Source organism: Asticcacaulis sp., from assembly GCF_051954415.1.
GTDB lineage: Bacteria > Pseudomonadota > Alphaproteobacteria > Caulobacterales > Caulobacteraceae > Asticcacaulis.
In genome coordinates this window covers 42387-67457 of record NZ_JBQCHT010000034.1, presented here as the reverse complement: position 1 = coordinate 67457, position 25071 = coordinate 42387, and the positions used below count along the sequence as shown (strand labels likewise).

General features: G+C 58.5%; 28 protein-coding genes. 9 read left to right on the top strand and 19 right to left on the bottom strand.

Features of this window, described 5'->3' with window-relative positions; genetic code table 11:
• Positions 1–117 precede the first annotated feature (117 nt).
• A complete protein-coding gene (locus ACTHND_RS11890; protein ID WP_440178159.1) occupies positions 118–1227 on the bottom strand; it encodes a site-specific integrase in 1110 nt (369 codons plus the stop codon).
• Positions 1228–1386: 159 nt separating this feature from the next.
• Here ACTHND_RS11890 and dusA point away from each other — a divergent pair, with 159 nt between their 5' ends.
• Entirely contained in the window at positions 1387–2439 is a 1053-nt protein-coding gene (gene dusA, locus ACTHND_RS11885; protein ID WP_440178158.1) for a tRNA dihydrouridine(20/20a) synthase DusA, read from the top strand.
• Here dusA and ACTHND_RS11880 read toward each other — a convergent pair.
• Positions 2423–2941: a TIGR02281 family clan AA aspartic protease gene (locus ACTHND_RS11880; RefSeq protein WP_440178157.1), complete on the bottom strand. Its 519-nt coding sequence runs from the start codon at positions 2939–2941 to the stop codon at positions 2423–2425. The genes dusA and ACTHND_RS11880 overlap by 17 nt on opposite strands.
• Positions 2942–3287: 346 nt before the next feature.
• On the opposite strand from ACTHND_RS11880, the gene ACTHND_RS11875 reads away from it, so the two are divergent.
• A complete protein-coding gene (locus tag ACTHND_RS11875) occupies positions 3288–3422 on the top strand; it encodes a hypothetical protein (protein WP_281187214.1) in 135 nt (44 codons plus the stop codon).
• A gap of 108 nt (positions 3423–3530) precedes the next feature.
• On the opposite strand, the gene ACTHND_RS11870 is transcribed toward ACTHND_RS11875, so the two are convergent.
• From ACTHND_RS11870 to ACTHND_RS11855, 4 genes are all read right to left on the bottom strand, one after another.
• Complete coding sequence (locus ACTHND_RS11870) at positions 3531–3905, bottom strand: hypothetical protein (protein ID WP_440178156.1); 375 nt, start codon at positions 3903–3905, stop codon at positions 3531–3533.
• A gap of 244 nt (positions 3906–4149) precedes the next feature.
• On the bottom strand, positions 4150–4533 hold the full coding sequence (locus ACTHND_RS11865) for a hypothetical protein (RefSeq protein WP_090645850.1): 384 nt from the start codon (positions 4531–4533) through the stop codon (positions 4150–4152).
• A 219-nt stretch (positions 4534–4752) separates the two neighbouring features.
• Positions 4753–6477 (bottom strand): methyl-accepting chemotaxis protein, encoded by a 1725-nt coding sequence (locus ACTHND_RS11860; RefSeq protein ID WP_440178155.1) that lies wholly within the window; start codon positions 6475–6477, stop codon positions 4753–4755.
• A 244-nt stretch (positions 6478–6721) separates the two neighbouring features.
• Complete coding sequence (locus ACTHND_RS11855; RefSeq protein WP_440178154.1) at positions 6722–7831, bottom strand: cell wall hydrolase; 1110 nt, start codon at positions 7829–7831, stop codon at positions 6722–6724.
• 646 nt (positions 7832–8477) lie between these two features.
• Here ACTHND_RS11855 and uvrB point away from each other — a divergent pair.
• The 3 genes from uvrB to ACTHND_RS11840 all read left to right on the top strand — a co-directional run bounded on the left by uvrB (position 8478) and on the right by ACTHND_RS11840 (position 12129).
• A complete protein-coding gene (gene uvrB, locus ACTHND_RS11850) occupies positions 8478–10634 on the top strand; it encodes an excinuclease ABC subunit UvrB (protein WP_440178153.1) in 2157 nt (718 codons plus the stop codon).
• Between the two features lie 284 nt (positions 10635–10918).
• Positions 10919–11323 (top strand): hypothetical protein, encoded by a 405-nt coding sequence (locus ACTHND_RS11845; protein ID WP_303831013.1) that lies wholly within the window; start codon positions 10919–10921, stop codon positions 11321–11323.
• 167 nt (positions 11324–11490) lie between these two features.
• Positions 11491–12129, top strand: coding sequence for a DUF3617 domain-containing protein (locus tag ACTHND_RS11840; RefSeq protein WP_440178152.1), 639 nt, complete (start codon positions 11491–11493; stop codon positions 12127–12129).
• A 4-nt stretch (positions 12130–12133) separates the two neighbouring features.
• Here the strand turns inward: ACTHND_RS11840 and ACTHND_RS11835 are convergent, their stop codons facing one another.
• The 3 genes from ACTHND_RS11835 to ACTHND_RS11825 all read right to left on the bottom strand — a co-directional run bounded on the left by ACTHND_RS11835 (position 12134) and on the right by ACTHND_RS11825 (position 13747).
• Positions 12134–12553 carry a hypothetical protein gene (locus ACTHND_RS11835; RefSeq protein ID WP_440178151.1) on the bottom strand — a complete coding sequence of 140 codons (420 nt, stop codon included), beginning with the start codon at positions 12551–12553 and terminating at the stop codon, positions 12134–12136.
• Positions 12554–12618: 65 nt separating this feature from the next.
• A complete protein-coding gene (locus tag ACTHND_RS11830) occupies positions 12619–13155 on the bottom strand; it encodes a DinB family protein (protein ID WP_440178150.1) in 537 nt (178 codons plus the stop codon).
• Positions 13156–13195: 40 nt separating this feature from the next.
• Positions 13196–13747: a hypothetical protein gene (locus tag ACTHND_RS11825; protein WP_440178149.1), complete on the bottom strand. Its 552-nt coding sequence runs from the start codon at positions 13745–13747 to the stop codon at positions 13196–13198.
• Between the two features lie 133 nt (positions 13748–13880).
• Between ACTHND_RS11825 and ACTHND_RS11820 the strand changes: the two genes are divergently transcribed.
• Positions 13881–14225: a hypothetical protein gene (locus ACTHND_RS11820; RefSeq protein WP_440178148.1), complete on the top strand. Its 345-nt coding sequence runs from the start codon at positions 13881–13883 to the stop codon at positions 14223–14225.
• Here ACTHND_RS11820 and folB read toward each other — a convergent pair.
• The 6 genes from folB to ACTHND_RS11790 form a co-directional block, all read right to left on the bottom strand.
• Positions 14222–14575: a dihydroneopterin aldolase gene (folB, locus tag ACTHND_RS11815; RefSeq protein WP_440178147.1), complete on the bottom strand. Its 354-nt coding sequence runs from the start codon at positions 14573–14575 to the stop codon at positions 14222–14224. The two genes, ACTHND_RS11820 and folB, sit on opposite strands and share 4 nt — an antisense overlap.
• Positions 14572–15120 carry a 6-carboxytetrahydropterin synthase gene (locus ACTHND_RS11810; protein ID WP_440178146.1) on the bottom strand — a complete coding sequence of 183 codons (549 nt, stop codon included), beginning with the start codon at positions 15118–15120 and terminating at the stop codon, positions 14572–14574. Before ACTHND_RS11810 ends, folB begins: the two co-directional genes overlap by 4 nt.
• 65 nt (positions 15121–15185) lie before the next feature.
• A complete protein-coding gene (locus tag ACTHND_RS11805; protein WP_440178145.1) occupies positions 15186–16247 on the bottom strand; it encodes a class I SAM-dependent methyltransferase in 1062 nt (353 codons plus the stop codon).
• A gap of 117 nt (positions 16248–16364) precedes the next feature.
• Positions 16365–16907 carry a hypothetical protein gene (locus tag ACTHND_RS11800; RefSeq protein WP_440178144.1) on the bottom strand — a complete coding sequence of 181 codons (543 nt, stop codon included), beginning with the start codon at positions 16905–16907 and terminating at the stop codon, positions 16365–16367.
• Positions 16908–16952: 45 nt separating this feature from the next.
• Positions 16953–17231, bottom strand: a complete 279-nt coding sequence (locus ACTHND_RS11795; RefSeq protein WP_440178143.1) for a type II toxin-antitoxin system RelE/ParE family toxin — start codon at positions 17229–17231, stop codon at positions 16953–16955.
• A complete protein-coding gene (locus ACTHND_RS11790) occupies positions 17228–17506 on the bottom strand; it encodes an antitoxin of toxin-antitoxin stability system (protein WP_440178142.1) in 279 nt (92 codons plus the stop codon). The genes ACTHND_RS11795 and ACTHND_RS11790 overlap by 4 nt, the downstream gene beginning before the upstream one ends.
• A gap of 113 nt (positions 17507–17619) precedes the next feature.
• Here ACTHND_RS11790 and ACTHND_RS11785 point away from each other — a divergent pair, with 113 nt between their 5' ends.
• Genes ACTHND_RS11785 through ACTHND_RS11775 form a run of 3 tightly spaced genes read left to right on the top strand, consistent with a single transcriptional unit; the run spans position 17620 to position 19155 of the window.
• Complete coding sequence (locus tag ACTHND_RS11785) at positions 17620–18318, top strand: hypothetical protein (protein ID WP_440178141.1); 699 nt, start codon at positions 17620–17622, stop codon at positions 18316–18318.
• Positions 18302–18664, top strand: coding sequence for an STAS-like domain-containing protein (locus tag ACTHND_RS11780; protein ID WP_440178140.1), 363 nt, complete (start codon positions 18302–18304; stop codon positions 18662–18664). Before ACTHND_RS11785 ends, ACTHND_RS11780 begins: the two co-directional genes overlap by 17 nt.
• Complete coding sequence (locus ACTHND_RS11775; protein ID WP_440178139.1) at positions 18661–19155, top strand: hypothetical protein; 495 nt, start codon at positions 18661–18663, stop codon at positions 19153–19155. Before ACTHND_RS11780 ends, ACTHND_RS11775 begins: the two co-directional genes overlap by 4 nt.
• Before the next feature lie 62 nt (positions 19156–19217).
• Here ACTHND_RS11775 and fba read toward each other — a convergent pair whose 3' ends face one another.
• From fba to ACTHND_RS11755, 4 genes are all read right to left on the bottom strand, one after another.
• Positions 19218–20255: a class II fructose-bisphosphate aldolase gene (gene fba / locus ACTHND_RS11770; protein WP_440178138.1), complete on the bottom strand. Its 1038-nt coding sequence runs from the start codon at positions 20253–20255 to the stop codon at positions 19218–19220.
• A gap of 266 nt (positions 20256–20521) precedes the next feature.
• Complete coding sequence (locus tag ACTHND_RS11765; RefSeq protein WP_440178137.1) at positions 20522–21721, bottom strand: phosphoglycerate kinase; 1200 nt, start codon at positions 21719–21721, stop codon at positions 20522–20524.
• A 536-nt stretch (positions 21722–22257) separates the two neighbouring features.
• A complete protein-coding gene (gene gap / locus ACTHND_RS11760) occupies positions 22258–23280 on the bottom strand; it encodes a type I glyceraldehyde-3-phosphate dehydrogenase (protein ID WP_440178136.1) in 1023 nt (340 codons plus the stop codon).
• A gap of 189 nt (positions 23281–23469) precedes the next feature.
• Entirely contained in the window at positions 23470–25053 is a 1584-nt protein-coding gene (locus ACTHND_RS11755; protein WP_440178135.1) for a HAMP domain-containing sensor histidine kinase, read from the bottom strand.
• Positions 25054–25071: the final 18 nt, after the last annotated feature.

The following is a 25071-nucleotide window of genomic DNA, read 5'->3' as shown; positions in this document are numbered from 1 at the left end:
TCATTTCGGCCACGTGCTTTCCAACACATCACGGTGTCTCGGGCAGATCCGCTTAACGAACGCAGAGACAAATAGGCCCATCGCGTCGGATGTTGGGTTGGATTTCTTAGCCCCAATTCAGTAATCGCATGTCACATCGTCATCGGCTGAACCTTGATTGCAAATCCGCTCCAGCCATTTCCATCCTGCATATTTGTCGCCAGCCTGTCGGATGTGGGTGTAACGTTTCAAACTTTGCCAGGACCGGTGTCCGCTGTTTGCCGCGACGTGAGGGATGCTGTTCCCCATTTCGAATAGCCTGGAGACCCCATCATGCCGAAGGTCGTGGAAGTGGAGGTCTTTTATGCCGAGAAACTGGCAGGTCCGCGTGAAAGACGCCGAGAGCGCATCGGTGGTAAAAGGGAAAATGCGCTCGCCCGTGCGCGCCATGGATTTGACGACCCTCATGGCTTCGGGCGTCAGGTCACACCAGACATTGTTGCCGATCTTTTCGCCTGGGTTTTTCATATCTCGGACCAGGACGCGGTTGTGGGTTTCGTCGAGGTCCGCCCATCGGATCGTCACGATCTCTTCCTGACGTCGCGTTGAGAAAATGGCAAAGAGGATGATCTTGGTCATCGGAGCCATGGACGGCCGGCGCTTCTCGCGGTCCTGGTAATGCGTCATTATGAGATTAAGTTCGGCTATGGTTGGGCGACGGTCGCGCTCCCTGCTTTTACCTGTCAGCCCCATACGCTTGCATACGATGTGGGCATCTTTCATAGTCATAGGGTCGAGAGGGTAATCCCATGCGGCGCGCGCGATAGAGAATATGGCTCCAAGGTGAGACATATAATTGCCGACGGTCTGCGGCGTGCGGGTGCGTGAGAGCTGTCGAGCTAAAGACACCAAATCTGAACTATGGATCTCGCTGCATCGCTTCGTGGCGATGTCACAGTCCTTAATCGCACGAAGTACCTGCGCCTTCGTTCGCCCGATGGCTTTCAGCGATTCATCAATATAGCGGTCGATAGCCTGGCCTAGGAATGGGTCCGAACCCTTGCCCCGTGCAACGCCGCCAGGTCGATTGAGCTCGGTCTCCCGGCGCTCAAGCCATGCGGCAGCGGCTTGCTTGCGGTCAAAAGTCTTCTGCTCACGCAGCATGATCTGGCCGTCGCGTTTGATCACCAACTGAGCCTGATAACTCTTGGTGCCATCCTTTCGATTGCGTGTTTGAATGGTTCCCATTTCATTCTCGTCGTTTTTAGGCTACATGGACCGGTACATCATGGCTCAAATATCGGTACATCATTGAGCCAAAAAGTCTATATATGATGTACTCGACCTTAAAAAACGAGCGAAAATGGGTCAAAATGGGTGTGAATAATTCTGTTGATAAGTTTACAAATGTCAGATAAAAAAGATAAAATCATAAAAAACAAATCTTACCGATTTTCCGTGGCGCCCATGATGGACTGGACGGACCGGCATTGCCGGGCCTTCCATCGCACCCTGACGCGTCAGGCATTGCTCTATACGGAAATGGTCACCACCAAGGCGGTGATCCATGGGGACCGCGAGCGCTTGCTGGGCTACAGTGAAGTTGAGCATCCCGTGGCTTTACAGCTTGGTGGTTCCGAGCCGGATGAGCTGGCGAGGTGCGCGAAAATCGCCGAGGACTGGGGCTATGATGAGGTCAATCTCAATTGCGGCTGTCCGTCGGACCGGGTGCAGTCCGGGGCTTTCGGCGCCTGTCTGATGCGCGAGCCGCAACTGGTGGCCGATTGTATGCAGGCCATGATCGAGGCGACGGACCTGCCCGCGACCGTCAAATGCCGCATTGGCGTCGATGATCAGGCACCGCGCGACAGCCTGTTTGCCCTGGTGGAGGCGTGTGAAAAGGTTGGCGTGAACTCATTCGCCGTCCACGCGCGCAAGGCCTGGCTCAAGGGCCTGTCACCCAAGGAAAACCGCGATGTGCCGCCGCTCGATTATGAGCTGGTCTATGAACTGAAGCGCGCCAAGCCGCACCTGACCATCGCCATCAATGGCGGTATCGGTACCCTGGAAGAAGCGCAGGCGCATCTGGCCCAAGGCGTTGACGGTGTCATGCTCGGCCGCGCGGCCTATCATGAGCCGGCATTGCTGGGGCAGGTGGATCGTCTGTTCTTCGACGCCGAAGCCGATATTGGCCCCTTCGAGGCCCTGGAAGCTTACCGTCCTTACATGGCCGGGCAACTGGCGATCGGCGTGCCGCTGTCGCACATGACGCGCCATATGCTGGGCGTCATGCATGGCCTGCCGGGCGCAAGGGCCTTCCGCCGCATCATGACGGTCGATTCGATCGCGCCGGGAGCGGGGCTTGAGGTGCTGGACCGGGCGATCGCCGCGGTGCGCGACGCCCTGGCGGCCGTCGAAGCGCGCCGCGAAGCTTACGAACAGATCAGGGATGCAGGATAAGACTGGACGGCGTCGCTTCAAAGCGTGACAGCCGGCCGAGATAGCTCATGCCGAGCAGGGAGGTCGTTAGTCCGTCCTTGACGACCATGGCGTCGACATTACGCACCGTGCTCTGACCAATCCCGACCACGCTGAGATTGACCGTTGCGGCATAGGTCTTGCCATTGGCGGTGGTGACCTCACGATCATAGACTAGGCTCTGGGAATCAAAGCCCAGACGCTGGGCGTCGGCCGGAGTAAGGGCCACGACCGTGGCGCCGGTATCAACTAAAAAGCGCACGGCGCGGGTATTGACCGTCGCATTGGCCCAGAAATGGCCATCCTTTGCCTTTGGAATGGCGGTCACATGCGTATTGATGGTTGTGTTCGTTTCAATAGAGCTGGCGGCTTCGGTCGCGGTGAAATCGGCTTGCGGCGTATGTTGGCCGAGCGACAAAACCCCCGTGCCGGCCAGGACGGCGCAGAAGACGGCGCTGCCCAAAACGATCGCTGACTTGAACATGAAACTGACACTCCGCGCCATTCCGGCCTGCAACGGCCGGAGAGTCGTTTTGACCCTGTGTGCATCCTATCCGAAGAGGGTTGCTTTATGATGAATCAAACGAAAAGAGCATTTCCGTTAAAATGTATGAATTTTGGTTACCTGAAGCAAAGTTAAAACTTTTAAAAACAATAAGATATGTAAATATGTAAAAATAATTTGCTCCGTGTTCGGATTAGTTCTTGCAATGCGATAATTTTCTGACATAGTTAACTCACGACGCGACGACGACTGAGAGGGTGAAAACCCCTGCGAGCTGCGCCGCGTCTTCTGGTCCATTCATGCATTTGGAAAAGGAGACGCAATCATGCAAGACCAAGACAAGAAGCAACACGCCATGACTTCCTTCGCCCTGTTCGGCGGGCTTTTCGGCAGTCCGCGCAGCAAGGAATCTCGCGCCGTCAGTCGCCCGCAGGACTTTAAGCCGATCAATCGGAAGTAGGTGAAAGGCGATACGCCTTTTATCGGGTCTGAAATGCAACACCCCTCGTGAGCCATCACGAGGGGTTTTGTCTTAAGTCGGAAAGTCTTCAGGCCGTTTGGCCAGGTTTTAGTTGGCGGCCAGTTTGACGCCGGCCTTGGCCTCGGCGGCGGCCATGTTCGGGCTGGACTTGTTGACCTTCGTGGTGGCGCCCGACCCGTCGGCACCGAACTTAGCCGACAGTTCAACCCAGTAGAGGCCGTCGGCGGCCAGGAAATTATACTTGTAATCGACCTGGTAGCTGCCGGCGCGGAATTCGCAGGATTCGATGTTGACCATCTGCTTGCCGGTGACGGCGACGACCTTGGATACGGCGGTCTTGGCGACGCCGGCAGCCAGCATACCGGCGGTGGCTTCCTGGTCATCCGAGCAGGGGGAGGCGTGGGCGGCGGCGGCCGAAAGGGTCAGGATGGCAGCGGCAGCGAAAAGGGTCTTCTTTATCATTTTGTTTCTCTCCTTGAGGTTCTTCAGGGTAAGACCAATGTTATACGAGAGAGGAAAACATTCAGTTAAATCAGACGGAAAGGCTTTCTTAAGGAAGTTTAACGGCAGTGGCCGCTATGCCTTGAGGCCAACAGGTCAAGAGTTAATGGCGGGCGGCCCAAAAGGCACAAAAAAAAGATGCGGAAATGAATCCGCATCTTTTTCATCTCTGCAAATATGAAGGCTGGAGCCTTCTTACTTGTGCTTAGTTGGCGGCAAGCTTGACGCCGGCCTTGGTCGAGGCGGCCGCCAGGTTCGGGCTCAGGCCGCTGAACTTCATGTCGGCGACCTGGCCGCCGGAAACCTTGGCGGTGCCGGTGACCCAGTACAGGCCGTCCGAACCGATGACGTTGAACTTGAATTCCGAAACCAGGGCGCCACCGGCGGCGTCGCAGGTTTCGAGGTTGATCATCTTCTTGGTCTGCGTCGGCACGACCGGGGCGATCTTGGCGCTGGCGGCGGTGGCGATGGCCTTGCCGACCATGGTTTCCTGGCCTTCATCGCAGTCCGCGAAGGCTTGGGTGGTGACGAGGGCGAAGGAGAGAGCGAGGGCGCCGGCCAGGAGGGCCTTGGAGGTCGAGGTTTGCATTTTGCAACTTTCACGCAGGTTTTTACAACAGGGTTCTGAAGGGCCAGGAGGAGGTTCTGTCAGGCCCGTGCCATCTGTATACGACCGAAGGTTTAATATCGCGTGAATCGTCCCGCATCGCAATATGGTTAAAATTTCATAAAAAACGGAGACACTTTTCAGTGTCTCCGTCTTATTTTTCAGCGCCTAGCCTGCGGGCCATGCAGGCTTTGGAGCGGTTTAGGCAGCGGTCAGTTCCGCCAGGAAGCGGCGGATATTCTCGCTCATGGCTTCGGTGCGCTGGGTCAGTTGGTTGGCGGCGCCCAGCATTTCCGTGGAGGCCTTTTCGGTATCGGCGGCGGAAGCGGAAAGCTGCGAGACCGAGGACGAGGCCATCGAGGTGCCGTCCGAGGCTTCGTTGACGTTGCGGGCGATTTCGTTGGTGGCGTCGCCCTGCTGGTGGACCGAGTCGGCGATGGACGAGGCGATCTCGTTCATGTGCTTGATCGTCTCGCCGATGCCCTTGATGGCGTTGACGCCGTTCTGCGCGGCGGCCTGGATATCCTTGATGCGCTCGCGGATCTCGTCGGTGGCCTTGGCGGTTTGCTGGGCCAGCGACTTCACTTCCGAGGCGACGACCGCGAAGCCCTTGCCGGCTTCGCCCGCACGGGCGGACTCGATCGTGGCGTTCAGGGCCAGCAGATTAGTTTGCTGGGCGATGGCATTAATCAGGTCGACCACTTCGCCGATCTGGTCGGCGGCGCGGCTGAGCTCGGCCATGGAATCGTTGGTGCGGTCGGCTTCCGAAACGGCTTCAGCGGCGATTTCAACCGAGCGGACGGCCTGGTCGCCGATGACGCCGATCGAGGCCGACAGCTCCGTGGTGGCCGAGGCGACGTTCTGGACGTTATCGGCCGAGTTGCGGATCGATCCGACGGCGTCCTGCGAGCGGCGCTCGTTTTCCTGGGCGATGGTCAGCAGGGTGCGACCGTTGGCGTCGAGGTCGGAGGCGGCATTGCTGAGCGCGTCGAGCATGTCCTGGGCTTCGTGGCGGAAGCGTTCGGCCAGTTCAGCCATCTGGCGGGCGCGTTCCTCGCGTGTCTTGGAGGTGGCGGCCTCGATGGCCATCAGGCGTTCCTTTTCCTCGGCGTTCGACTTGAAGACGTTGAGGCTGTCGACGACCGACTTAAGTTCGTCGCGGCGGGCAAGGGCGGAAATGTCAACATTCAGATTGCCGTTGGCCAGTTCCTCAGTGGTCTTGGCGATGCGGTTGATGCCGGTGACGGTGACGCGCGAGAAAACGAAGGCGATGGCGCCGGAGACGCAGGCCATGATGACGGCGAAGATGGTCAGGAAGCTGATGCCCGCAGTCTGGGCGGCCTTGGCGTCCGTGGCGGCCTTGGTGGCGGCGGCGACATTGGCCTTGATCAACTGATCGCTGATATCCGACATCTTGGCGTAGCCGTCATCGAACTGAGACATCATCGGACCGACCGAGGCGAAATCGACATCCATGACAGAGCCGGCAAATTCGACGGCTTCCTTGTAGGTCTTCACTTCCTTGGCCAGGTCGGCCAACAGCTTCTTCTGCGCCGGATCGGTGGCCTTGCCGCCATCAGCCTTGACGCGGGTTTCGATTTTGCCGAGATCCTCGGTGACCTTGGTAACGGTGGCCGAGGCATTTGCCGTCGGGTCGGTAGCCTTCTTGGTCAGGGCATTATAGAGCTGGCCGTTGGCTTCCTTGATCGAGGACTTGATGTCACCCAGTTCGACAACCTGCGGCAGGGCGCGGTTATTGATGTCGTCGATGGTCTTGCCCTGGCCGTTCATGACATAGATGGCGCCGAAGGCCAGCACGGCCATCAGGGCGGTGGCAACCGCGGCCGGCGCCATGAATTTTACGGTAAACGACAGGTTCGAGAGCTTGAATCCGCCGGTGGAATTAGCGGTACTGGGTTTCGTCATTTTTGGCCCCTGACAAACTTTGAATAGGATTAAGGCGTTGAATTTCTTTCAGACTGTCTCATCCATTCATCGCATACAGGCGCGCAAACGCCGACCGCGACTCATGGTTAAGATGAGCCTTTGCGTCAACCTGTCAGATTAAGGTTGTTGAAATCCTAACAGCCTGTCCGGGAACACAGAAAAGACAAAAAAGCGCGCCAACCGCTCTGATTGGCGCGCTTTTCGGATAGATTGGAGTGTTTTTTTACTGGCCAGTTTCCTTTGCGGGGCTCTTGGCGGGAGCTGTCGGCGTGGGCGTCTTGGTGTTGGCGACCTCGGCGATGATCTCCTGGGCCGACTTGCCATGGATCTGCGCCGAAACCTGCACCGGCTTCTGGGCGGCATCGGCCTGAGCCTTGGCGGATGTATTCAGGGACTGAGCGTTCAGCATGGCCACGGTCTGGCTGTCGAGTGCCTGGGTCTTGGCGTTGGCCTGCGGCGTTTCTGCGGCTGTTGCTGGCGCATCCGAAGGCCGGACGGCATCGAGCGTATTGGCGATGCGTGAACCACGACCGCGGAACTGATAGAAGATATGCGAGCCGATCTGGGCCACGCGTTCCATGGTGCTGCCCCAGCCCGGCTTGACGCCGGTGGTGTGGAAGCTGGTCGAGGTGCCGACCGAGGTCATGACATAGCCATTGAGTGCGGCGTCAGCCACCGTCTTGGCGCGGCGCCAGGCCCAGCTTTCCACTGGCGCGCCCATGGCGCCGTTGCAGACGAAGCTGAACTGGCAGGAGGTGCGCTGGTAAGCACCCTGATAGACGACACCGCAGATGGTTTTGGGGTAGGCGGGGTGGCGGACACGGTTCAGGATGACCTGGGCAACGGCGCGCATACCGTCAACGCCTTCGCCGCGCGCCTCATAATAGACGGCCTGGGTCAGGCAATCGGAATCGCTGCGGTTGGCGTTCTTGAATTTCATGGCCGCTGCGGCACGGATGGCGGGTGCGCTCACCGTCGGGGCATCCAGGGGCGCAGCGGGGGCGATATTGCTGGCCAGGACGATTTTGGCGTCAGGGAGATCGCGCTGGTTGCGGGCATCGTCGGATATGCGCATGGCGGTCAGGTTCTGGGCGAGCAGGCTGTTATCGGTGCCCGTGCCGGCATATTGCGAAAAGCGCATGGCGATATTGAGCGCGCTCTGATCGACCTTTCCGGCCGCATCGAGCGTCTGCATATCGAGCTTGCCATCGCGTGCCGCCATCATCAGGCGGGCAGCGTCCTTGGGCGCGCTGCCGTCGTGTGCCAGGTGGCTGCCCAGGCAGGCGGCGCCGACCGACGCGCCAACCAGGAGGCCCACTGCACTCGCTGCCATGAGGGCGCGCATACGATAGCGCGCAATCGAAATGGGTATCAAGACTATCTGGTCCTCTGTGACAAGGGCGTTACGTGCCCTCCGGGAAAGCCCTGTGGTGTTAGGAATGCACGCTTACTCAATGCAATTAACAGACCAAAGACTCACGCCAGCAGGACAGATAGGACCCGCTGGGCAGGCCGCTATCTAGGAGGCAATTGTGGCGGAAATGTGTTCGCTTTGTGCGGATGCTTGAGGGGCGACAGTTATGCTTTGGCGGTTATAAGAAAATCATGCGAATTGATTGCAGCTTAAAATCTTTTTATTGACAGGAAAAGCCAAGTAGTTTTCCGATAGATTATCGGTAATATGAAATCTTTATTATTTGGAATTGCTTTATAGTCAAATTCATATTCAGAAAAGCTTAATTTAACGAAACATTAAAACCCCGCCTTAACAGATTTTCGGGCGTCTTTCCGTCCGCGTAAAGATGGGCTGCGAAAATAACCGGCTGGAATCCCAGAAAAAATGCCGCCTGTATGATGACTCCGCTGACAAGTTTTGACGCCTTGATATGGCAAAACATCGTTATCAGCAGGGCGTTTGACGCGCCGCAAAACTTTTATGCGCCCCTTTCATTTTTTTTGTCTCCCCTTATGTTACGTTCATGAGCCGTTCTCCCCAAACTCCCGGTTTTTCCGATAATTCCGGCGCCTTTGTTGCCGATTTCGCCCAAACGCCCGTGACCTGGGTGCCGCATAAGCCGGAACGGCCGGAAAAATCGGAAGGCGGCCGGAAATTCCGCCTGGCCGCGCCCTATGAGCCGGCCGGCGACCAGCCGACCGCCATTGCCGACCTGATGGAAGGTATCAATGCTCACGAGCACGATCAGGTGCTGCTGGGCGTGACCGGCTCCGGCAAGACCTTCACCATGGCCAAGATCATCGAACAGACCCAGCGGCCGGCCCTGATCATGGCGCACAACAAGACATTGGCCGCCCAGCTCTATTCCGAATTCAAGGCGTTCTTCCCGGATAATGCGGTCGAGTATTTCGTCTCCTACTATGATTATTACCAGCCGGAAGCCTATGTGCCGCGTACCGATACCTTCATTGAGAAGGATTCCTCGATCAACGAGCAGATCGACCGGATGCGCCACTCGGCTACGCGTGCCATTCTGGAACGCGACGATGTGATCGTGGTGGCTTCGGTCTCCTGCATCTACGGTATCGGCTCGGTCGAGACCTATACCGCCATGACCTTCGACCTGACGGTCGGCCAGACGATCGATGAAGGCCAACTCCGCGCCGACCTGGTGGCCCTGCAATACAAGCGCAACGACCAGGCGTTCGAGCGCGGCACCTTCCGCCGGCGCGGCGATGTCATCGAAATCTTCCCCGCCCACTATGAGGATCGCGCCTGGCGCATCAACATGTTCGGCGATGAGATCGAGAGCATCCAGGAATTCGATCCCCTGACCGGCAAGAAGATGCAGGATTTGAAGGAGGTCCGCGTCTATGCCGCCAGCCACTATGTCACCCCGCGCCCGACGCTCAATCAGGCGGTCAGCCGTATCAAGGCCGAACTGAAGCAGCGGCTGGAGCAGTTGCACGGCGAGGGCAAGCTGCTGGAAGCGCAGCGCCTGGAACAGCGCACCACCTTCGATCTGGAGATGATCGAGGCGACCGGCGCCTGCGCCGGCATCGAAAACTACAGCCGTTACCTGACCGGACGCGGGCCGGGCGAGCCGCCGCCGACCTTCTTCGAATATATGCCGGAAAATGCCCTGCTGTTCGTCGATGAAAGCCATGTCTCGGTGTCGCAGATCGGCGGCATGTATCGCGGCGACTTCGCGCGTAAGTCGATCCTGGCGGAGTATGGCTTCCGCCTGCCGTCGTGCATGGATAATCGCCCCCTCAAGTTTGAGGAATGGGATGCCATGCGACCGCAATCCATCTATGTGTCGGCCACGCCCGGCAAATGGGAGATGGAGCGCACCCAGGGCGTCTTCGCCGAACAGGTGATCCGGCCTACCGGCCTGATCGATCCGCCGGTCGAGATCCGCCCGGTCCACAAGGACAATTTCAGCCAGGTCGATGACGTCATCGCCGAGGTGCGCGAGGTGGCCAAACAAGGCTATCGCAGCCTGGTGACCGTTCTGACCAAGAAGATGGCCGAGAACCTGACCGACTACATGCACGAGCAGGGCATTCGCGTCCGCTATATGCACTCCGACATCGATACCCTGGAGCGCATCGAGATCATCCGCGACCTGCGCCTGGGCGCCTTCGATGTGCTGGTCGGCATCAACCTGCTGCGCGAAGGGCTAGATATTCCGGAATGCGGTTTCGTCGCCATTCTCGACGCCGACAAGGAAGGCTTCCTGCGCTCGGAAACCTCGCTGATCCAGACCATCGGACGGGCGGCGCGCAATGTCGATGGCCGCGTCATCCTCTATGCCGACAAGATGACGGGCTCGATGGAGCGCGCACTGGCTGAAACTAATCGCCGCCGCGAAAAGCAACTCGCCTATAATGCCGAGCATGGCATCACGCCGGAATCGGTCAAGCGCGGCATCGCCGATATTCTCGACAGCCCATATGAAAAGTCCGATCGTGTCCAGGTGCCCATGGGCGTGGCGGAAAAGGACGCCAAACCCTTCCTCGGCTCCAACTTCCAGGCGACGCTGCGTGACCTTGAAGCGAAGATGCGCGAGGCCGCCGGCAATCTCGAATTCGAGACCGCGGCGCGGCTGCGTGACGAGATCAAGCGGCTCAAGACGCTCGATCTGGAATTCGCAAAAGACATGCTGGATAACGCGTAATTCGTTCATCCCGGAAGTGTGGAAACGTCCGGTCTGAATAGCGTTATATAAGAGCAACGCCTGTGGACAAATCATGTGCTTTTGACGCATTCATGCCATATTCCCACTGGATTTTTATTTGATTTCGAGAGACCCTTCAATGTGGGCTGCCAGAGTGTGCCGGTGTGACTGGTGCAATATTGGACGGTTCGGGCTGGCATTCTTCTTGCACAGCCTGACGCTTGAGACATATGGTTGTCTTTAAACACTGACTCGTGTTGCGTTTGTCAAATGGGGTTAATGAGATGCGTAGGACTAGATTGAATGTGGTGCCGCCGGTCTCCAAGGAGGTCGCTTTAGGGGCAAATCCGGCGCCGAAAGAAATCGCCCTCGGTCAGATGATTGATGGCGATAAGGTGATGAGTTTGCCTACGCCGGTCACCCACAAGGCCAATTTTCCCGAAGACGTGGCGCAGGTCCGTGAAACCCGCACCCAGCGTGTCCGGCGTCTGCAGGAAGAAGCGCGCGCGCTGGCCCGCGAACAGATCGCCGAGTTTGAAGTCCTGCTCGACGCCACCGCCAAGGCGGCGCTCGAAATCGCCGATGGCGGCGAGGTCTATTCGATCGGCGCCCGCGAAATCTGCCGGCGTTTGGCCGATGAACTGCCGCGTACACTGCAGACGCTCCAGGTCATTTCCCGAAAGCGCTAGAAGAAGCGCTAAGCATCGAATAAAATTCCCCTGGCACCGTTTATTAGACTGGTGCCGGGGATTATTTTCCCATAGTCTTTCTCCTTCCGCGGGCGGAAACCTGATGTTCCGTGCCCGCGGAAACGATTGCGATGCGCGATCATGCGAGACGGACGGGAAAGCGGAACATGTTCCAGGTCAATACAGGCGTTATGAGCCGTCTCTTCCTGCTGGCGGGCGCGGCCGTGCTGTCAGGTTGTCACAAGAAATCGGAAACACCGCCGCCGCCCGTGGTGGCACCGGCACCGGTGGCCGCTCCAAAACCGCCGCCGCCTCCCCCGGCACGCAAACCCGGCCTGTGGCAGACGACCGTTTCGGAAGAAGGCAGCCCGGAAAAACCGCAGGTTCTCAAAATCTGTATCGATGCTGTCACCGACCAGCACTTGGGCGTCCTTGGCACTGATCTGTCCGGCGATACCTGCACCACCAAGACCTTTAGTCCGCAAGGCGAGGGCAATTGGGGCGTGCTGGCCGAATGCGCCATGGGCGCCGGCGTGGTGACCGAATATTCCGGTTCAGTCACCGGTGATTTCAACAGCCATTATGACATGACTGTCCGTTCGCAAACGACGGGCGGCAGCCAGATGAACCGGGTCACCAACTATGTGGTCAACTCGAAGCGTCTGGGCGCCTGTGCCGCCGATCAGAAACCGGGTGACGTCATCAATGATGGCGTCAAGATGAACCTCTTCGGCATGGCCGGCGTCGATCGCGGTGGTGCGAAAGCTCCGGCGTCGGAAGCCCCTCCGCCGGATGTGGTGGATTAAGGTTTTACGCCAGCCAGGCTTTCGGGTTGGGGATCGGACGCTGATGCAGCAGGTGGTTGAACCCCATCACCGCGCGCCCGACCGTATAGCCCAGGCAGAACAGCAGCAACAGCAGCATTATAGTCGTGATCGCCGGTGCGGTGATATGGTTCTTCTGCACGAAGGTATAGGTCACCGCGTTCAGCAGGACCGGGCCTATGCCGTACCAGAAGGTGCGCTTCTGGAATTCGTAATGGCTCCTGATCCAGTCCGGCGCCTTATCCTCGGCGAAATTGGCCACCAGCATGGCCAACAGTGCGGTCAGACCAAAGGTCATGATCGTGAACAGGATCAACAGATAGTTGAGATAGGCGGTCAGGCGCGGATCGGCCAGAAAGGCTTTCAGGCCGCTCAGGGTCGTCTCGGCAGGGGGCTTGGCGGTCATGGCGATCTATCCGGCTGGCTTTCCTCGGAGCCTAGTACGGCTGGCATCATCCCGCAATGCAATATTCAAATCTCGATGTTCGGCACCAGCGGCGCCAGGTCGGTGACGCCGATATCCAGGCCTATCTGGCTGAGCAGGGTGGTGATCTGGCCGCGGTGGTGGGTCTGGTGGTTGAAGACGTGGCTGAGAAGCAGGCCGGCCGTTTTCGTGAAGGGCTGGCCGCTGCTGTTGCGATAGCTGAGCGGCGCGGCGATATCGGCATCGCTCAACTGATCGATGAAGCGGATGTAGAGATCGTCCAGGGTCTCGCGCACCGGCTTCAGCTCGGCGAGGGTCGGGTAGAGCAGGTCGGCCAGCACCTTCGGTTTCGGCAGGGCATCGAGCGGCGCCAGTACCTCGCCATAGGGCTGAGGCCGGAACCGATTGAGCCACATCAGGTCGGCAACGATCAGATGGTTCAGCGTACCGAGGATTGAGTCGAAAAAGGCCCCGCGCGGCGCCAGCAGTTCGGCATCCGGCAATGGCGCAATGACATCCATCAGACGCTGGTTCATGACGCTGCTATAGGTCGCCATCAGGCGCAGGTGGTCTTTATAGTGCATGGCTCCAGCCTATCTCAGGCCGGAGCCATGCCGCAACAGCTTAGTTGAGGGCAGCCATATGGCTGTTGGTCTTGCTTTCGGCGATCAGATCGGTGACGAGTTGCTCGATATTGGCCTTGATTGCGCCTTCGTTAGCCAGTTGCAGGCGCTTCACCCCCATAAAGGCGTCGCTCATCTTGGCGGTGTAGGGGGTGGCGATATCCTTGGTCCAGACCACGTTTCCGGCAGTATCTGTGAGGGTATATTTCACGGTTGCCGTGACGGTCATATCCAGGCCCATCATCGGCTGCTTGAGCTGGACAAGCTGTGCCGAAAGATTGAAGCGGGCGTTTTCGGTGGCCAGCATGGTATTAGCCGCCAGGCTTTGGCGCAGGGCCTCGGCGAAATCCTCGTTCGAAACGTTGGATACCCACATCGGATTGGTTGTCTTGCCGCCGGTCACGGTCGGGGCGGCAATGGCGTGATTGAGTGAGGACGTGCTGTCGATCAGGCTTTGCTGCGTGACGGCCACGGCCATGGCGCCTGGGTTGGATGCCGACGCGCAGCCCGAAAGGATAAGGCACGCCGCAGCCGCGCCGAGAAATTTTTTCATGATGTCCCCCCAAAGGTCTATAGGTAACAAAATACTACATTCCACTACCTCCGGTTATTGTCAACCGGGTTCTTTGCGTTTAGAAGCGAGGACGTCGACATATTATATCCGGCGTGACTTTGGGGGGAATGTTATGAAGCGACTAACTGTCGTTATGGTATTATTGCTGCTGACGGACTGTGGCGGGCGCATCGCTCAGCCCGTCCAACTGGTAAGGGATATCGATTCCAGCCTGACCTGTGATCATCTGAAGGCGGAATACGACAATAATCTGAAGCGTAGGGTTGAGTTGACGGGGGAGTCAGCCGACAAGGTCGGCAACAATATTGGCATATTGTTGGTTTCCCCTCTGTTCCTGGATCTGTCGGACACGCAAAAGGTCGAAGTCAAGGCATTGTTGGCCCGAAACGAGCGCTTGCAGCAGTTGGCGACGACGAAATCATGCCCCGCCCTGATGCCGGCGGCTGCGGGCCGTTAAGGCTCAAACACCACGCAGACGCCGGCCTGGTCGGCATCGTCCAGGGCTTCCGGTTTGATCACCGAGACCTCGACGCGGCGGACGTGCGGCAGGGCCACAAGCGTGCGCGCCATGTCCTCGGCCAGGGTCTCGACCAGCTTGATATGGCCGCGGTCGATGAATTCACGCGCAATTTGGCCGACCAGTTCGTAATTCAGCGTGTCCTTCAGGCCGTGGATGGCGTGCAGGTCGAGATCGAACACGGCGTCGATAATCAGCGGCTGGGTGCGGCCATGTTCGTGATCATAGATGCCGATGGCGGCCTCGACGCGCAGACCTTTGACGAAGACACGGCGGGAGGTCAGGCTCATGCTAAGCAATCCCAGGCTTCAGGGGATAATAGATCATTCAGGCTCATATCGGCGCGGTGGCACCACTCGGCCAGCCGGATCGGACAGGCGGCGATATCGGCGGGCCCAAGCGCCACGCTGTTGGTCGGGGTTTCCTCGATCTCAAAGCGCACGCACTCGAAATCGGGCAGGTGCGCGGCCAATATGGCGTTCAGCTTCATATAGAGCGCCGCCGCCACCGCCTCGGTGGTTGGGTCGCCTTCAATGACCAGCAGGCGCGGCAGCAATTCCGGCTCGTGCTGGCGGAAATAGCCGATCATCGGGTCGTCATGGCCAAGCTGGAAGGCATGGTCCAGGCTGTCATCGACAAAGCGGTGCCAATGGCGCTTCAGGTCGGCGAAGCTGGCGGCATAGTTGGCATTACCCCAGCGCATGGCGCCGGCATCCTTCGCCTGCAGGCTGACAACGACGAATTCATTATGGCCATGCGGCGTCAGGCACTTCGAATTGGCATCGAAGCGCAGGCGATGGGCCATGGAAAAGCGGCGTTTGAACTGAAGCTGCACGGGAGGGGCCTATGGAAAACTCCTGCCTGCTAAATCCCATAGAGCCTCCGGAGTCAATCGGTACGTCAGGCGCGCACGTCGAAAACCATGTTGAACGGCGTTTCTGTGGCGCGGCGGAAGTGCGAGAAACCGGCGTCCATCGCCACCTTGCGCAGCCGGATTTCCCCGGCCTGTGCTCCCAGGCCGAGGCCGACTTCCTGCGACAGCGAGGCCGGCGTGCAGACCATGGTGGAGGCGCCGTAGAAGATGCGGCCGACCGGATTGAGGTTTTCCTTCAGCGTATCGTGGGCGAAGGGCTCGACAATCATCCAGGTGCCGTCGGGCGCCAGGGTTTCCCTGACATGCTTTCCAGCACCGACCGGATCACCCATATCGTGCAGGCAGTCGAACATGGCGACCAGGTCGTAGTCACGGGCCGGGAAGTCCTTGGCCGATGCCTGTTCGAACGTGACGCGGTCATCGACCCCGGCCTCTTTCGCGGCGGCCCTGGCGCGTTCGATGGAGGGGCCGTGGTAATCGAAGCCGGTTAGTTTTGCGGTCGGAAACGCCTTGGCCATCAGTATGGTGGAGGCGCCGTGGCCGCAGCCGACATCGGCCACCCTGGCGCCATGCTCGAGCTTGTCTTTCAGGCCGTCGATCGCCGGTATCCATTCCTCGATCAGGTGGGCATTATAGCCGGGCCGGAAGAAGCGCTCGGTGCCGCGGAAGAGGCACTGGCTGTGGTCATGCCAGCCGACGCCGGCGCCGGTGCGGAAGGCTTCGGCGATCTTGGGTTCATCGAGCCAGATGGACTGCATGATTTCAAAGGCGCCGCCGAAAAAGGCCGGGCTGTCCTCTTCCGCGAAGGCCATGGCCTGTTCCGGCGACAGGCTGAAAGTGCCGTCTTCGTCGTTATAATCGATATATTCGGCCGCGGCCTGGGCGGAGAGCCATTCGCGCAGGTAGCGCTCCTTGTAGCCGGTCTTGCGCGCCAGGCTTTCGGGCGTGACGGGCACACCATCGGCCATGGCCTTGTAGATGCCGAGCTGGTCGCCCAGCAGAACAGTGGCGCCGGTGACGGCGGCGCCCAGCTCGCCGACCATCCGGCCGACCAGTGCATCGAGTTTTTGAGGATCGGGTTGACGCATGACTGTGCTCCTTGTGAATGGACCACTTCGTTTCTGCGCCAAAAAGGGAGTGCGGAACTTTTGCCGGAGTGTACGCCTGTCCGAAAGGCGCGGCAAGCGGGCTGGGTTCGGTTCACGTCAGATGGGGGGCGGAGGCTTTTGCGCGGGTTTGATTGGTGATTGGGCGGCTTTTTTCAGGGCCATTTCGGCGCGCGCCGCTTCGAAAGCCTCGGTGTAATCGACATAGGTAACCTTGGGGCCACCGGCGGGCGCGGCCTTATGGGCCAGCGGCGCGTGGGAGGCTGGTGCGGTCTGTGCGATATTTTGGCCAATGTCTTGAGCAGCGTCCCACCATTGGCCCAGATCACGGCGGCGCTCTTCGCCCCATTTCAGTGTACCGGCCAGGGAGACGCGGGCCTTGATGGCGGCTTCCTCATGCGTGGCGCGTTCGGCCTCGGCTTTACGCGGATCGGGTGTGTGGTCGCGCTGGCGTTCAGCGCGGTCGCAGCGGTTGTAAAGGCGCTCGATAACGGCCGCCACGCGCACGGCGCGCTCGACGCCCGGCAGGTCTTCGGGATCGTCCATGGCGGTGATCTTCAACAGCATCCGGTCGGCAAAGGCGCGCAAAAGCCCGCGCCGCTCTTCCGGGGGCAGGTGTTGCTGTGCTGTCTGGTCATCCAAAGCCATCGCTACAGAATGCACCGAGAAAAGCGCGAGGGGATAGATTCAGGCCGGCGGCCATCGCCGCCATGTGCTGACCAGGGCGAGTACCCAAATCTCGTCCGCCTGAATTTCGTAAATCAGGCGGTAGTGTTCATGGGGAATAAGCTCTCGTGTTCCCGTCACCAGACCGGGACGGCCCTGTTGAGGGAAGTCGAGCAGACCTTTTGCAGCGCGCTCAAACAATTCGTCCATGGCCACAGCCGCGCGTGGACTGTCAGCGGCGATAAAATCGAAAATATTGAGACGGTCATCCAGCGCCTCAGGCGCCCAGACCAGTTTCACCGTTCATCCGTAAGCTGCCGGCGTCTGGCCGCCATGGCGGCCTCCACGGCTTCGTGCGAAAGCCCCTCGCCGGAGGCAAGCGATCCTCTTGCGGCCCTGACCTTCTGCTGAAGAAAAGCCTCATAATCGCGGGCTTCACGCTGCTTGGTCACGAAGTCGCGCATCATTTCGCGCACCACCTGCGAGGCTGAACGATGCGCTGCCTCAGCCTCGGCCTTGAAAGCCGCATGTAAGTCGGGCTCAAGCTTCATGGTGAAGAGGGTTTGCTTGGACATGGGGACGCTCCGGTATATAACTTATATATACGAATTAGAGTGTCGAGCAAAGCAAAGGATCAGAGCTGCGGACCACTTTTTCGTAGTGGGCTATATAAGCTTGGTGTTGCATCTTGGGGTTGTCTGTTGTTACTAAGGGAAAAATAGAAGCCTTCGACATTTTTATGAAAAAAGACATCGCCAAGCAGGCACTTGTAACGCGGAAGCGAACAGAAAAGGCACTAAAGCGTATCCTCATTCGCTCGGCCACCGAAGTCGATATGGAGAAAGCACTCAAAAGCCTTATTTCTGAAGTCGATTCAATCAAAGAGTTTGTCAGGTCAAATCCAAATTTAGTCGGAGCGGTTAGCGAAGCTATCACCAATGTCAGGCAATGGGCTTATAATGATATGAGCCTTCCAATACCGGACACAATTAGGGATAGGTGGTGGTTTCTAGCATCATATAATGTTGAACTTCGACGTTTTACCATTATCGTCTACGACCATGGTCAAGGTATTCCGTCAACTTTGAGACGTCTGCCCCTTGAGACACTAAAAGTGTTATTTTCGGACAAACTATTTTCGGACGCGGACGCAATTGAGGCTGCCTTTAACGTACCGAGGTCTGCCACCGGTGAAAAAAATCGAGGAAAGGGGTTAAAGGAAATGCGAAATCTGGTAGATAAATTTCCGAGAGGCTCTTTGCGCGTTGACAGCGGCAGGGGCAGCTATGTTTACGACTGCGGTGACGGCAGTGTTGCTAAACGCCTTTACAAGCACGATATAGGTGGCACTCTGATCACATGGGAAATCTATGAGTCCGGTAATTGATATGTCCGAGAAAACGATCGACGTTGGAAACGATTTTTCCCGTTTTCCTGGCGGGCGGGTTAAGCTTGATGGCCCTTATTCCGGCCAGGAATTCCGCGACGATTATTTGGTTCCTGCACTTAGAGCGAACGACAAAGTTCGTTTGGTGATTGATACGGTATTCGGTTACGGCTCTTCTTTTTTAGAAGAATGTTTTGGCGGTCTGGTAAGAAGCAGTGGTTTCAGTGCAAGGGAACTCCAACAAAAATTGGAATTAATCCAAACAAAACCGGGATTTGAATATTATATTTCAGATATCTGGCAATATATTAATGATGCCGATGGACGAGAGCGTCGTCCCGCATGAGTGACGCTTCCCTCGCAGCCACGGTAGGGGGAGCAGCAGGAGCCTTGTTTGGCGCCTTATCCTCTGCCTTTCAATCAAGTTGGATCGAAAGTAGAAAAAGGCGCGCGGATCAATACAACAAACAGATCGATGAGATTTTGACGCTGCTGAAGCGCGCAGATGACTTGGGTCTGAGGTATTGGACTAGTGAACAATACCAAGCCGCTGATCACGTTGCTTTGGTAAATTTGCGTAGCGAGATTTATGCCGCTATAAAAGCAGCTAGCCGAGAGCAAAACAAGCTGTTTGATGAAGCTATGTTCCTCAACCACTTCAAATTATATTATCAATGCTTGACGGGTGGGAATTTTGGTTCTCGTGAAAGACATAAGCAGGATTTGGAAATACCTCTTGCGTGCAGTAGACTCTATAATGACTGTAAGGACTATGCTTCATCGTGTCGATATAGATGGAGCATATGGAATATTATTCCAGGGCATGGTGTTAGGTAGCGTTTTAAATCAAAAAGGCCACCGCGAGCAGTGGCCTTTCGTGTGCTTAAGGCAAGCAGACTTTACAGATAGAACTGCACCATATTCTGCAGCGAAACCGGCTTGATCTTAGGGGCATTGCCGGCGGTGCCGAACTGCTCAAAACGGTCTTCGCAGACTTTTTGCATCAGGGCGTAGGCCGGCTTGAAATAGCTGCGCGGATCGAAGCCGGCGGGGTTTTCGGCCATAGTCTTGCGGATGCCGGCGGTGATGGCCAGGCGCAGGTCGGTATCGATATTGATCTTGCGTACGCCCATCTTGATGGCCTTTTGCAGTTCCTCGACCGGCACGCCCCAGGTCTGCGGAATGGCGCCGCCATAGGCATTGATCTCGTCCTGCAATTCCTGCGGCACGGACGATGAACCGTGCATGACGAGGTGGGTATTGGGCAGGCGCTTATGGATGGCCTCGATGACGTGCATGGCCAGCACTTCGCCATCCGGCTTGCGCGTGAATTTGTAGGCGCCGTGCGAGGTGCCCATGGCGATGGCGAGCGCATCGACGCCGGTTTTGGCGACGAAATCGACGGCTTGGTCGGGGTCGGTCAGGAGCTGGTCATGCGACAGGACACCCTCGGCACCGTGGCCATCCTCGGCCTCGCCCATGCCGGTTTCCAGCGAGCCCAGCACGCCCAGTTCGCCTTCGACCGAGACGCCGCAGGCATGGGCCATCTCGACCACCTTGCGGGTGATATCGACATTGTATTCGTAATCGGCGGGAGTCTTGGCGTCGGCCTTCAGGGAGCCGTCCATCATCACCGAGGTAAAGCCGTGCTGGATGGCTGAGGCGCAGGTGCCCAGAGAATTGCCGTGGTCCTGGTGCATACACAACGGCACTTCCGGGTAGATTTCGGCCAGCGCATTGATGATGCGCTTCAGCATCAGGTCGTTGGCGTAGGCGCGGGCGCCGCGCGAAGCCTGGAGGATCACCGGGGACGCGGTTTTGCGCGCCGCCTCCATGATGGCGATGCCCTGTTCCATATTGTTGATGTTGAAGCCCGGCACGCCGTAATTGTTTTCGGCGGCGTGATCGAGGAGTTGTCGTAAGCTGATGCGAGCCATTATTTTCCCTTTTTCGTAGCCGCTGTGGTGGTCTGCAAATGCCCGTCTTCCTGCGCTTCTCTGCTCACGTACTTGAGTACGCTCCGCTGCGAGGCTCGGAAGCCAGTCATTTTCGACTCACCACAGCGGCTACGATACCTGTGGTGAGTAGTAAAGGCCCTGTGGCGGGGCGGTAAACTGTCCGGACGGGGTGGTCTTTGACCTGTTTTGAACCGTCCGGACATAAATTTTAAATAGGCCAGTAACCCTGCAATTACTGTTCCAGATTACGCTTCCAGCGCGGCGACGCCTGGCAGAACCTTGCCCTCCATCCATTCCAGGAAGGCGCCGCCGGCGGTCGAGACAAACGTCATGTCGTCGGCCACGCCCGCGTGGTTCAGCGCGGCAACGGTATCGCCGCCACCGGCCACGGCTACCAGCTTACCTGATTTGGTTTGCTGCGCAGCAAATTTCGCGGCAGCGACGGTTGCGGCGTCGAACGGTGGCAATTCAAACACACCAAGCGGGCCGTTCCAGATCAGGGTCTTGGCTGAGGCCATGATCTTGCACAGCTCATCGACCGTCCTGGGGCCGGCGTCGAAAATCTTGTCTGCATCAGTGAGCGGTGCGCCGATGTCCTCGGTACGGTTGGCAGCATTGGCTTTGAATTCCTGGGCCACCACCACATCGAGCGGCAGCAGAAGGCGGCAATCGGCTTGGGCCGCCGCAGCCATGATCTCAAGGGCGGTGTCCTTCAGATCCTTTTCGCACAGGCTACCGCCGACATCATAACCTTGCGCGAACAGGAAGGTATTGGCCATGCCACCGCCGATAGCGAGGTAATCGAGCTTGCTGACCAGATTTTTCAGCAGGTCGAGCTTGGTCGAGACCTTGGAGCCGCCGACAATGCCGAGGGTGGGGCGCTGCGGATTGCCCAGGGCGGCATCGAGCGCGGTCAGTTCGCGGCGCATCGATTCCCCGGCATAGGCGGGCAGGATGTGCGCCACGCCTTCGGTCGAGGCATGGGCGCGGTGGGCGGCGGAGAAGGCGTCATTGACATAAATATCGCCGAGTTGCGCAAAATGCTCAGCCACCTTGGGATCGTTAGTTTCTTCGCCTGCATGGAAACGTGTATTTTCGACCAGTAAAACGGCACCCCCGCTGAGGTTTTCGGCATCAAGATAGGCGGGATGGTCCGGTGTATCTTCTGCAAAACCAACGGACTGTCCTAACAAAGCGGAAAGCGGCTCGACGATAGGTTTCAGACTCATCTCCGCGACACGCCTACCCTTCGGGCGATCAAAGTGCGCCAGCAGGACAACCCCTTCTGCGCCTAGCGACTGAAGCTTACGGATAGTAGGCAATGCCACGCGCAAACGTGTGTCATCAGTGACACGCCCATTTTCCATAGGTACGTTGAAATCAACGCGCACGACGGCAGTTAATCCGAGGGGGGCGGTAAGGTCGTCGAGGGTCTTGAAAGGCATATGGTGGGCTCCCGCTTGTGTGTGCCAAGGCTTTAGGACCGGGCGCGGGGGGATTCAAGCCCTAGCGAGGAAAATGCGGGTTGTAAATGTGCCATATCGGCAAGGAGACGGACAGAAACAGCAAGATTTGAAGCAAAATCACCGTGAAAACAGTCGGCATAGTTATGCAATTGGGCGCATTTTTCGCATTTTCATGCATACGCCAAAAGTGAATAGCCACGCTCAACGCCAGTGTGAAAAGGGATATGGCGATCAGAGTGCGTCTGACTTCAGGAATAAGTGACTGAACGTAAATATAGCTTAGTGGAAGGGTGAAAAGGCCCGCGAATACAGGGCCTGTAAGATAAGGCAAGTGGATGAACTGCCGTCTGCAAACCGGTCCCTCGGTCATGGCATTCCCCTCCAATACACGGCCCAACGATCGCATTAACCATAACATGGTTTTTGATGAAAACTACCCTTGCGCCGCGATTTTCGGACAAGAAAAAACCCCGCCGGAGCGATCCGGCGGGGTGAAATTCCGACTTATCTAAAGCTTACAGGAACTTGCCGAAGGCGACGGCCGTGTCGGCCATGCGCGACGAGAAGCCCCACTCGTTGTCATACCAGCTCAGGATGCGCACCAGCTTGCCTTCGATGACCTGGGTCTGGGCCAGGGCGAAGGTGGAGGAGGCGGGCTCGTGGTTGAAGTCGTGGGAGACCAGCGGCTCGTCGGTATAGGCCAGAACGCCCTTCATCGGGCCGTCGGCGGCGGCCTTGATGGCGGCATTGATCTCGTCCTTCGTCACGTCGCGGCCGGCGTTGAACACCAGGTCGACGGCCGAGACATTGGGGGTAGGCACGCGGATCGAGGAACCGTCCAGCTTGCCCTTCAGTTCCGGCAGGACGAGGCCGACAGCCTTGGCGGCGCCGGTCGAGGTCGGGATCATGGAAAGCGCCGCGGCGCGGGCGCGATACAGATCCTTGTGCATCTGGTCGAGCGACGGCTGATCGTTAGTGTAAGAGTGGATCGTCGTCATGTAGCCGTTGACGATGCCGCACAGGTCATGCAGCACCTTGGCGACCGGGGCCAGACAGTTGGTGGTGCAGGAGGCGTTGGAGATGACCAGGTCGTCCTTGGTCAGGACGTCGTGGTTGACGCCGTAGACGATCGTCTTGTCGGCGCCGTCGGCCGGGGCCGAGACAATGACGCGCTTGGCGCCGGCTTCCAGGTGGGCAGCGGCCTTGTCGCGCGCGGTGAAGATGCCGGTGCATTCAAAGGCGATATCGACCTTCAGATCCTTGTGCGGCAGTTCGGCCGGGTTCTTGATCGCCGTCACCTTGATCGGCGCGTAGGTCTTGCCGTTGGCGGTGATGACCAGGCTGTCGCCTTCCACGGCGACCTTGGCCGGAAACCGGCCGTGGATTGAGTCATAGCGCAGCAGGTGCGCATTGGTTTCCACCGGGCCCAGGTCGTTGATCGCAACCACTTCGATGTCCGTGCGGTTGTGCTCGATGATCGAGCGCAGAACCAGACGGCCGATGCGGCCAAAACCGTTGATGGCGACACGTAAAGCCATGGGGAAATCCTTTTATGAGATAGCAGCACCAATCGCTGTAATTGCGCGGTGGTTTTTTAACCTCAAGGCTTTGAAGTCAAGCCTTATTTCGCGCTGATCGGTATATGGTAACGTTATCACCGCGATTCCAGTCCGGAGCCTTATAATCCTGGAATTCACCGGCATTTTTATAGTCGGATTTGAAACGATTTATCGCGCCAGTATCGGCAGGACCATCAACAGTTCGAGGCCGGCGATGTCGGTGCCCTCATAGCGGTTTACGGCGGTCAGCGTCCCGCCTTGCGCTTCGGTCAGGGCGCGCGCCACAGAAAGGCCCAGGCCCGTGCCGCCGGTATCGCGGTTGCGCGACGATTCCAGCCGGTAGAAAGGTTCGAAGACGGTTTCCAGGGCCTCGGGCGGCAGGCCCGGGCCGTTATCGATGACGCGCAGTTCCGCCTTCGCGCCGCGCCGTGCCAGTTCGATGCGGCAGCCGCCGGCATAGCGACCAGCGTTTTCAACCAGGTTGATCAGGATGCGCTTGAGCGCCACGGCATCGCCCCTGACCATGATATTGTCCTCGATCCGCGCCGGGTCCATATCGCAAACGGCGCACAGGTCGTCACTCAGGGAATCGACCAGGGCCGAGAAATCCAGCGGCCGCAGGGTCTCGTTCATCTTGTGGGCGCTGGTGAAGCTCATGGCGCTGCGGATCAGGCCGTCCATGTGGGCGATGTCGTTATTCAGCTTTTCGCGCAAGGGGGCGGGCACATCCTCGATGCGCAGACGCATCCGGGCCAGCGGCGTCTTGAGGTCATGAGCGATGGCGGCCATCAGCATGGTGCGGCTTTCTACCTGCTTGCGGATGCGCGCCTGCATGTCATTGAGCACCTCGGCGGCGGCGCGGACCTCGCGCGGGCCAACGGAAAGCACCGGCGGCGCATTGTCTTCCACGCTCAGCTTGGAGGCAGCTTCGGAAAAGGCGATGATCGGCCGGGAAAGCCGCTGCGACAGCCACCAGGCGAGCGGCAGGATCAGCAGGGCGGTCAGGACGAAGCCGAGCAGCAGCCGCTCCTGCCACGGGGCGATCAATTCCCTGGGCGGGGTGATGACCCGCCAGGTGCCGTCCTTGAGTTGCCAGGCGGCGCTGAAGGCGGGGTAGAAGATATCGGCACGCGTCTCACCGTTGAAGGTCACCACGCGGTTGCCGCCAAAGCTCGGATTGAAGGTGCGATCGGCGGGCGGCATATCGCTGGCCGGCCCCTCGCGTACATCCGGTGCCTGGTCCGGGCGCGGGAAGTCATTCGGCGGCGCCTGTGACGTCATGACGGTCGGACCGCCGCCAGTGAAGTTATCACGCGGGTTATCCCGCTGAAACGCGAAGGTTCTTGGGCCGCCATCGAAGCGGCGATGCGGCTGGACGTGCACGAAGACCGTATCCGCTGGCACATGCAGTTCCGCCGCCAGTTTCTGGGCGATACCGGCCTGGAAATTATAGGTCCGCAGGGCGCGGGCGTCGGTTGCCTGCGGCATCTTGTCGATAAAGGCCGGGCGCGCGGAGACGGTCACAGCCTTCAGCCGGTGACCGTTCTGCAGGCGGACCTCGCCGGTCTTGAACGCGGTGACAACCTCAGCCAGGCTGTAGCCCGAGGGCGGCGGTTCTGGCGCCTTGAGTACCACGAGCACGGGGATGACCAGGGCCAGCACCAGCACGGCCATTGAAAGGCCCATCACCTGCCAGAATATCGGCAGGGAGATAAGCTGTTTATGCGAAGGGGCGGCGGACGGCGAACTCAAGGCGGCTCCGGTTATTTC

Coding starts and splice junctions, on each gene's coding strand:
- ACTHND_RS11890 (WP_440178159.1), bottom strand. CDS start 1,227: ATGGGAACCATTCAAACACGCAATCGAAAGGATGGCACCAAGAGTTAT.
- dusA (WP_440178158.1), top strand. CDS start 1,387: ATGTCAGATAAAAAAGATAAAATCATAAAAAACAAATCTTACCGATTT.
- ACTHND_RS11880 (WP_440178157.1), bottom strand. CDS start 2,941: ATGTTCAAGTCAGCGATCGTTTTGGGCAGCGCCGTCTTCTGCGCCGTC.
- ACTHND_RS11875 (WP_281187214.1), top strand. CDS start 3,288: ATGCAAGACCAAGACAAGAAGCAACACGCCATGACTTCCTTCGCCCTG.
- ACTHND_RS11870 (WP_440178156.1), bottom strand. CDS start 3,905: ATGATAAAGAAGACCCTTTTCGCTGCCGCTGCCATCCTGACCCTTTCG.
- ACTHND_RS11865 (WP_090645850.1), bottom strand. CDS start 4,533: ATGCAAACCTCGACCTCCAAGGCCCTCCTGGCCGGCGCCCTCGCTCTC.
- ACTHND_RS11860 (WP_440178155.1), bottom strand. CDS start 6,477: ATGACGAAACCCAGTACCGCTAATTCCACCGGCGGATTCAAGCTCTCG.
- ACTHND_RS11855 (WP_440178154.1), bottom strand. CDS start 7,831: ATGGCAGCGAGTGCAGTGGGCCTCCTGGTTGGCGCGTCGGTCGGCGCC.
- uvrB (WP_440178153.1), top strand. CDS start 8,478: ATGAGCCGTTCTCCCCAAACTCCCGGTTTTTCCGATAATTCCGGCGCC.
- ACTHND_RS11845 (WP_303831013.1), top strand. CDS start 10,919: ATGCGTAGGACTAGATTGAATGTGGTGCCGCCGGTCTCCAAGGAGGTC.
- ACTHND_RS11840 (WP_440178152.1), top strand. CDS start 11,491: ATGTTCCAGGTCAATACAGGCGTTATGAGCCGTCTCTTCCTGCTGGCG.
- ACTHND_RS11835 (WP_440178151.1), bottom strand. CDS start 12,553: ATGACCGCCAAGCCCCCTGCCGAGACGACCCTGAGCGGCCTGAAAGCC.
- ACTHND_RS11830 (WP_440178150.1), bottom strand. CDS start 13,155: ATGCACTATAAAGACCACCTGCGCCTGATGGCGACCTATAGCAGCGTC.
- ACTHND_RS11825 (WP_440178149.1), bottom strand. CDS start 13,747: ATGAAAAAATTTCTCGGCGCGGCTGCGGCGTGCCTTATCCTTTCGGGC.
- ACTHND_RS11820 (WP_440178148.1), top strand. CDS start 13,881: ATGAAGCGACTAACTGTCGTTATGGTATTATTGCTGCTGACGGACTGT.
- folB (WP_440178147.1), bottom strand. CDS start 14,575: ATGAGCCTGACCTCCCGCCGTGTCTTCGTCAAAGGTCTGCGCGTCGAG.
- ACTHND_RS11805 (WP_440178145.1), bottom strand. CDS start 16,247: ATGCGTCAACCCGATCCTCAAAAACTCGATGCACTGGTCGGCCGGATG.
- ACTHND_RS11790 (WP_440178142.1), bottom strand. CDS start 17,506: ATGTCCAAGCAAACCCTCTTCACCATGAAGCTTGAGCCCGACTTACAT.
- ACTHND_RS11780 (WP_440178140.1), top strand. CDS start 18,302: ATGAGTCCGGTAATTGATATGTCCGAGAAAACGATCGACGTTGGAAAC.
- ACTHND_RS11775 (WP_440178139.1), top strand. CDS start 18,661: ATGAGTGACGCTTCCCTCGCAGCCACGGTAGGGGGAGCAGCAGGAGCC.
- fba (WP_440178138.1), bottom strand. CDS start 20,255: ATGGCTCGCATCAGCTTACGACAACTCCTCGATCACGCCGCCGAAAAC.
- ACTHND_RS11765 (WP_440178137.1), bottom strand. CDS start 21,721: ATGCCTTTCAAGACCCTCGACGACCTTACCGCCCCCCTCGGATTAACT.
- gap (WP_440178136.1), bottom strand. CDS start 23,280: ATGGCTTTACGTGTCGCCATCAACGGTTTTGGCCGCATCGGCCGTCTG.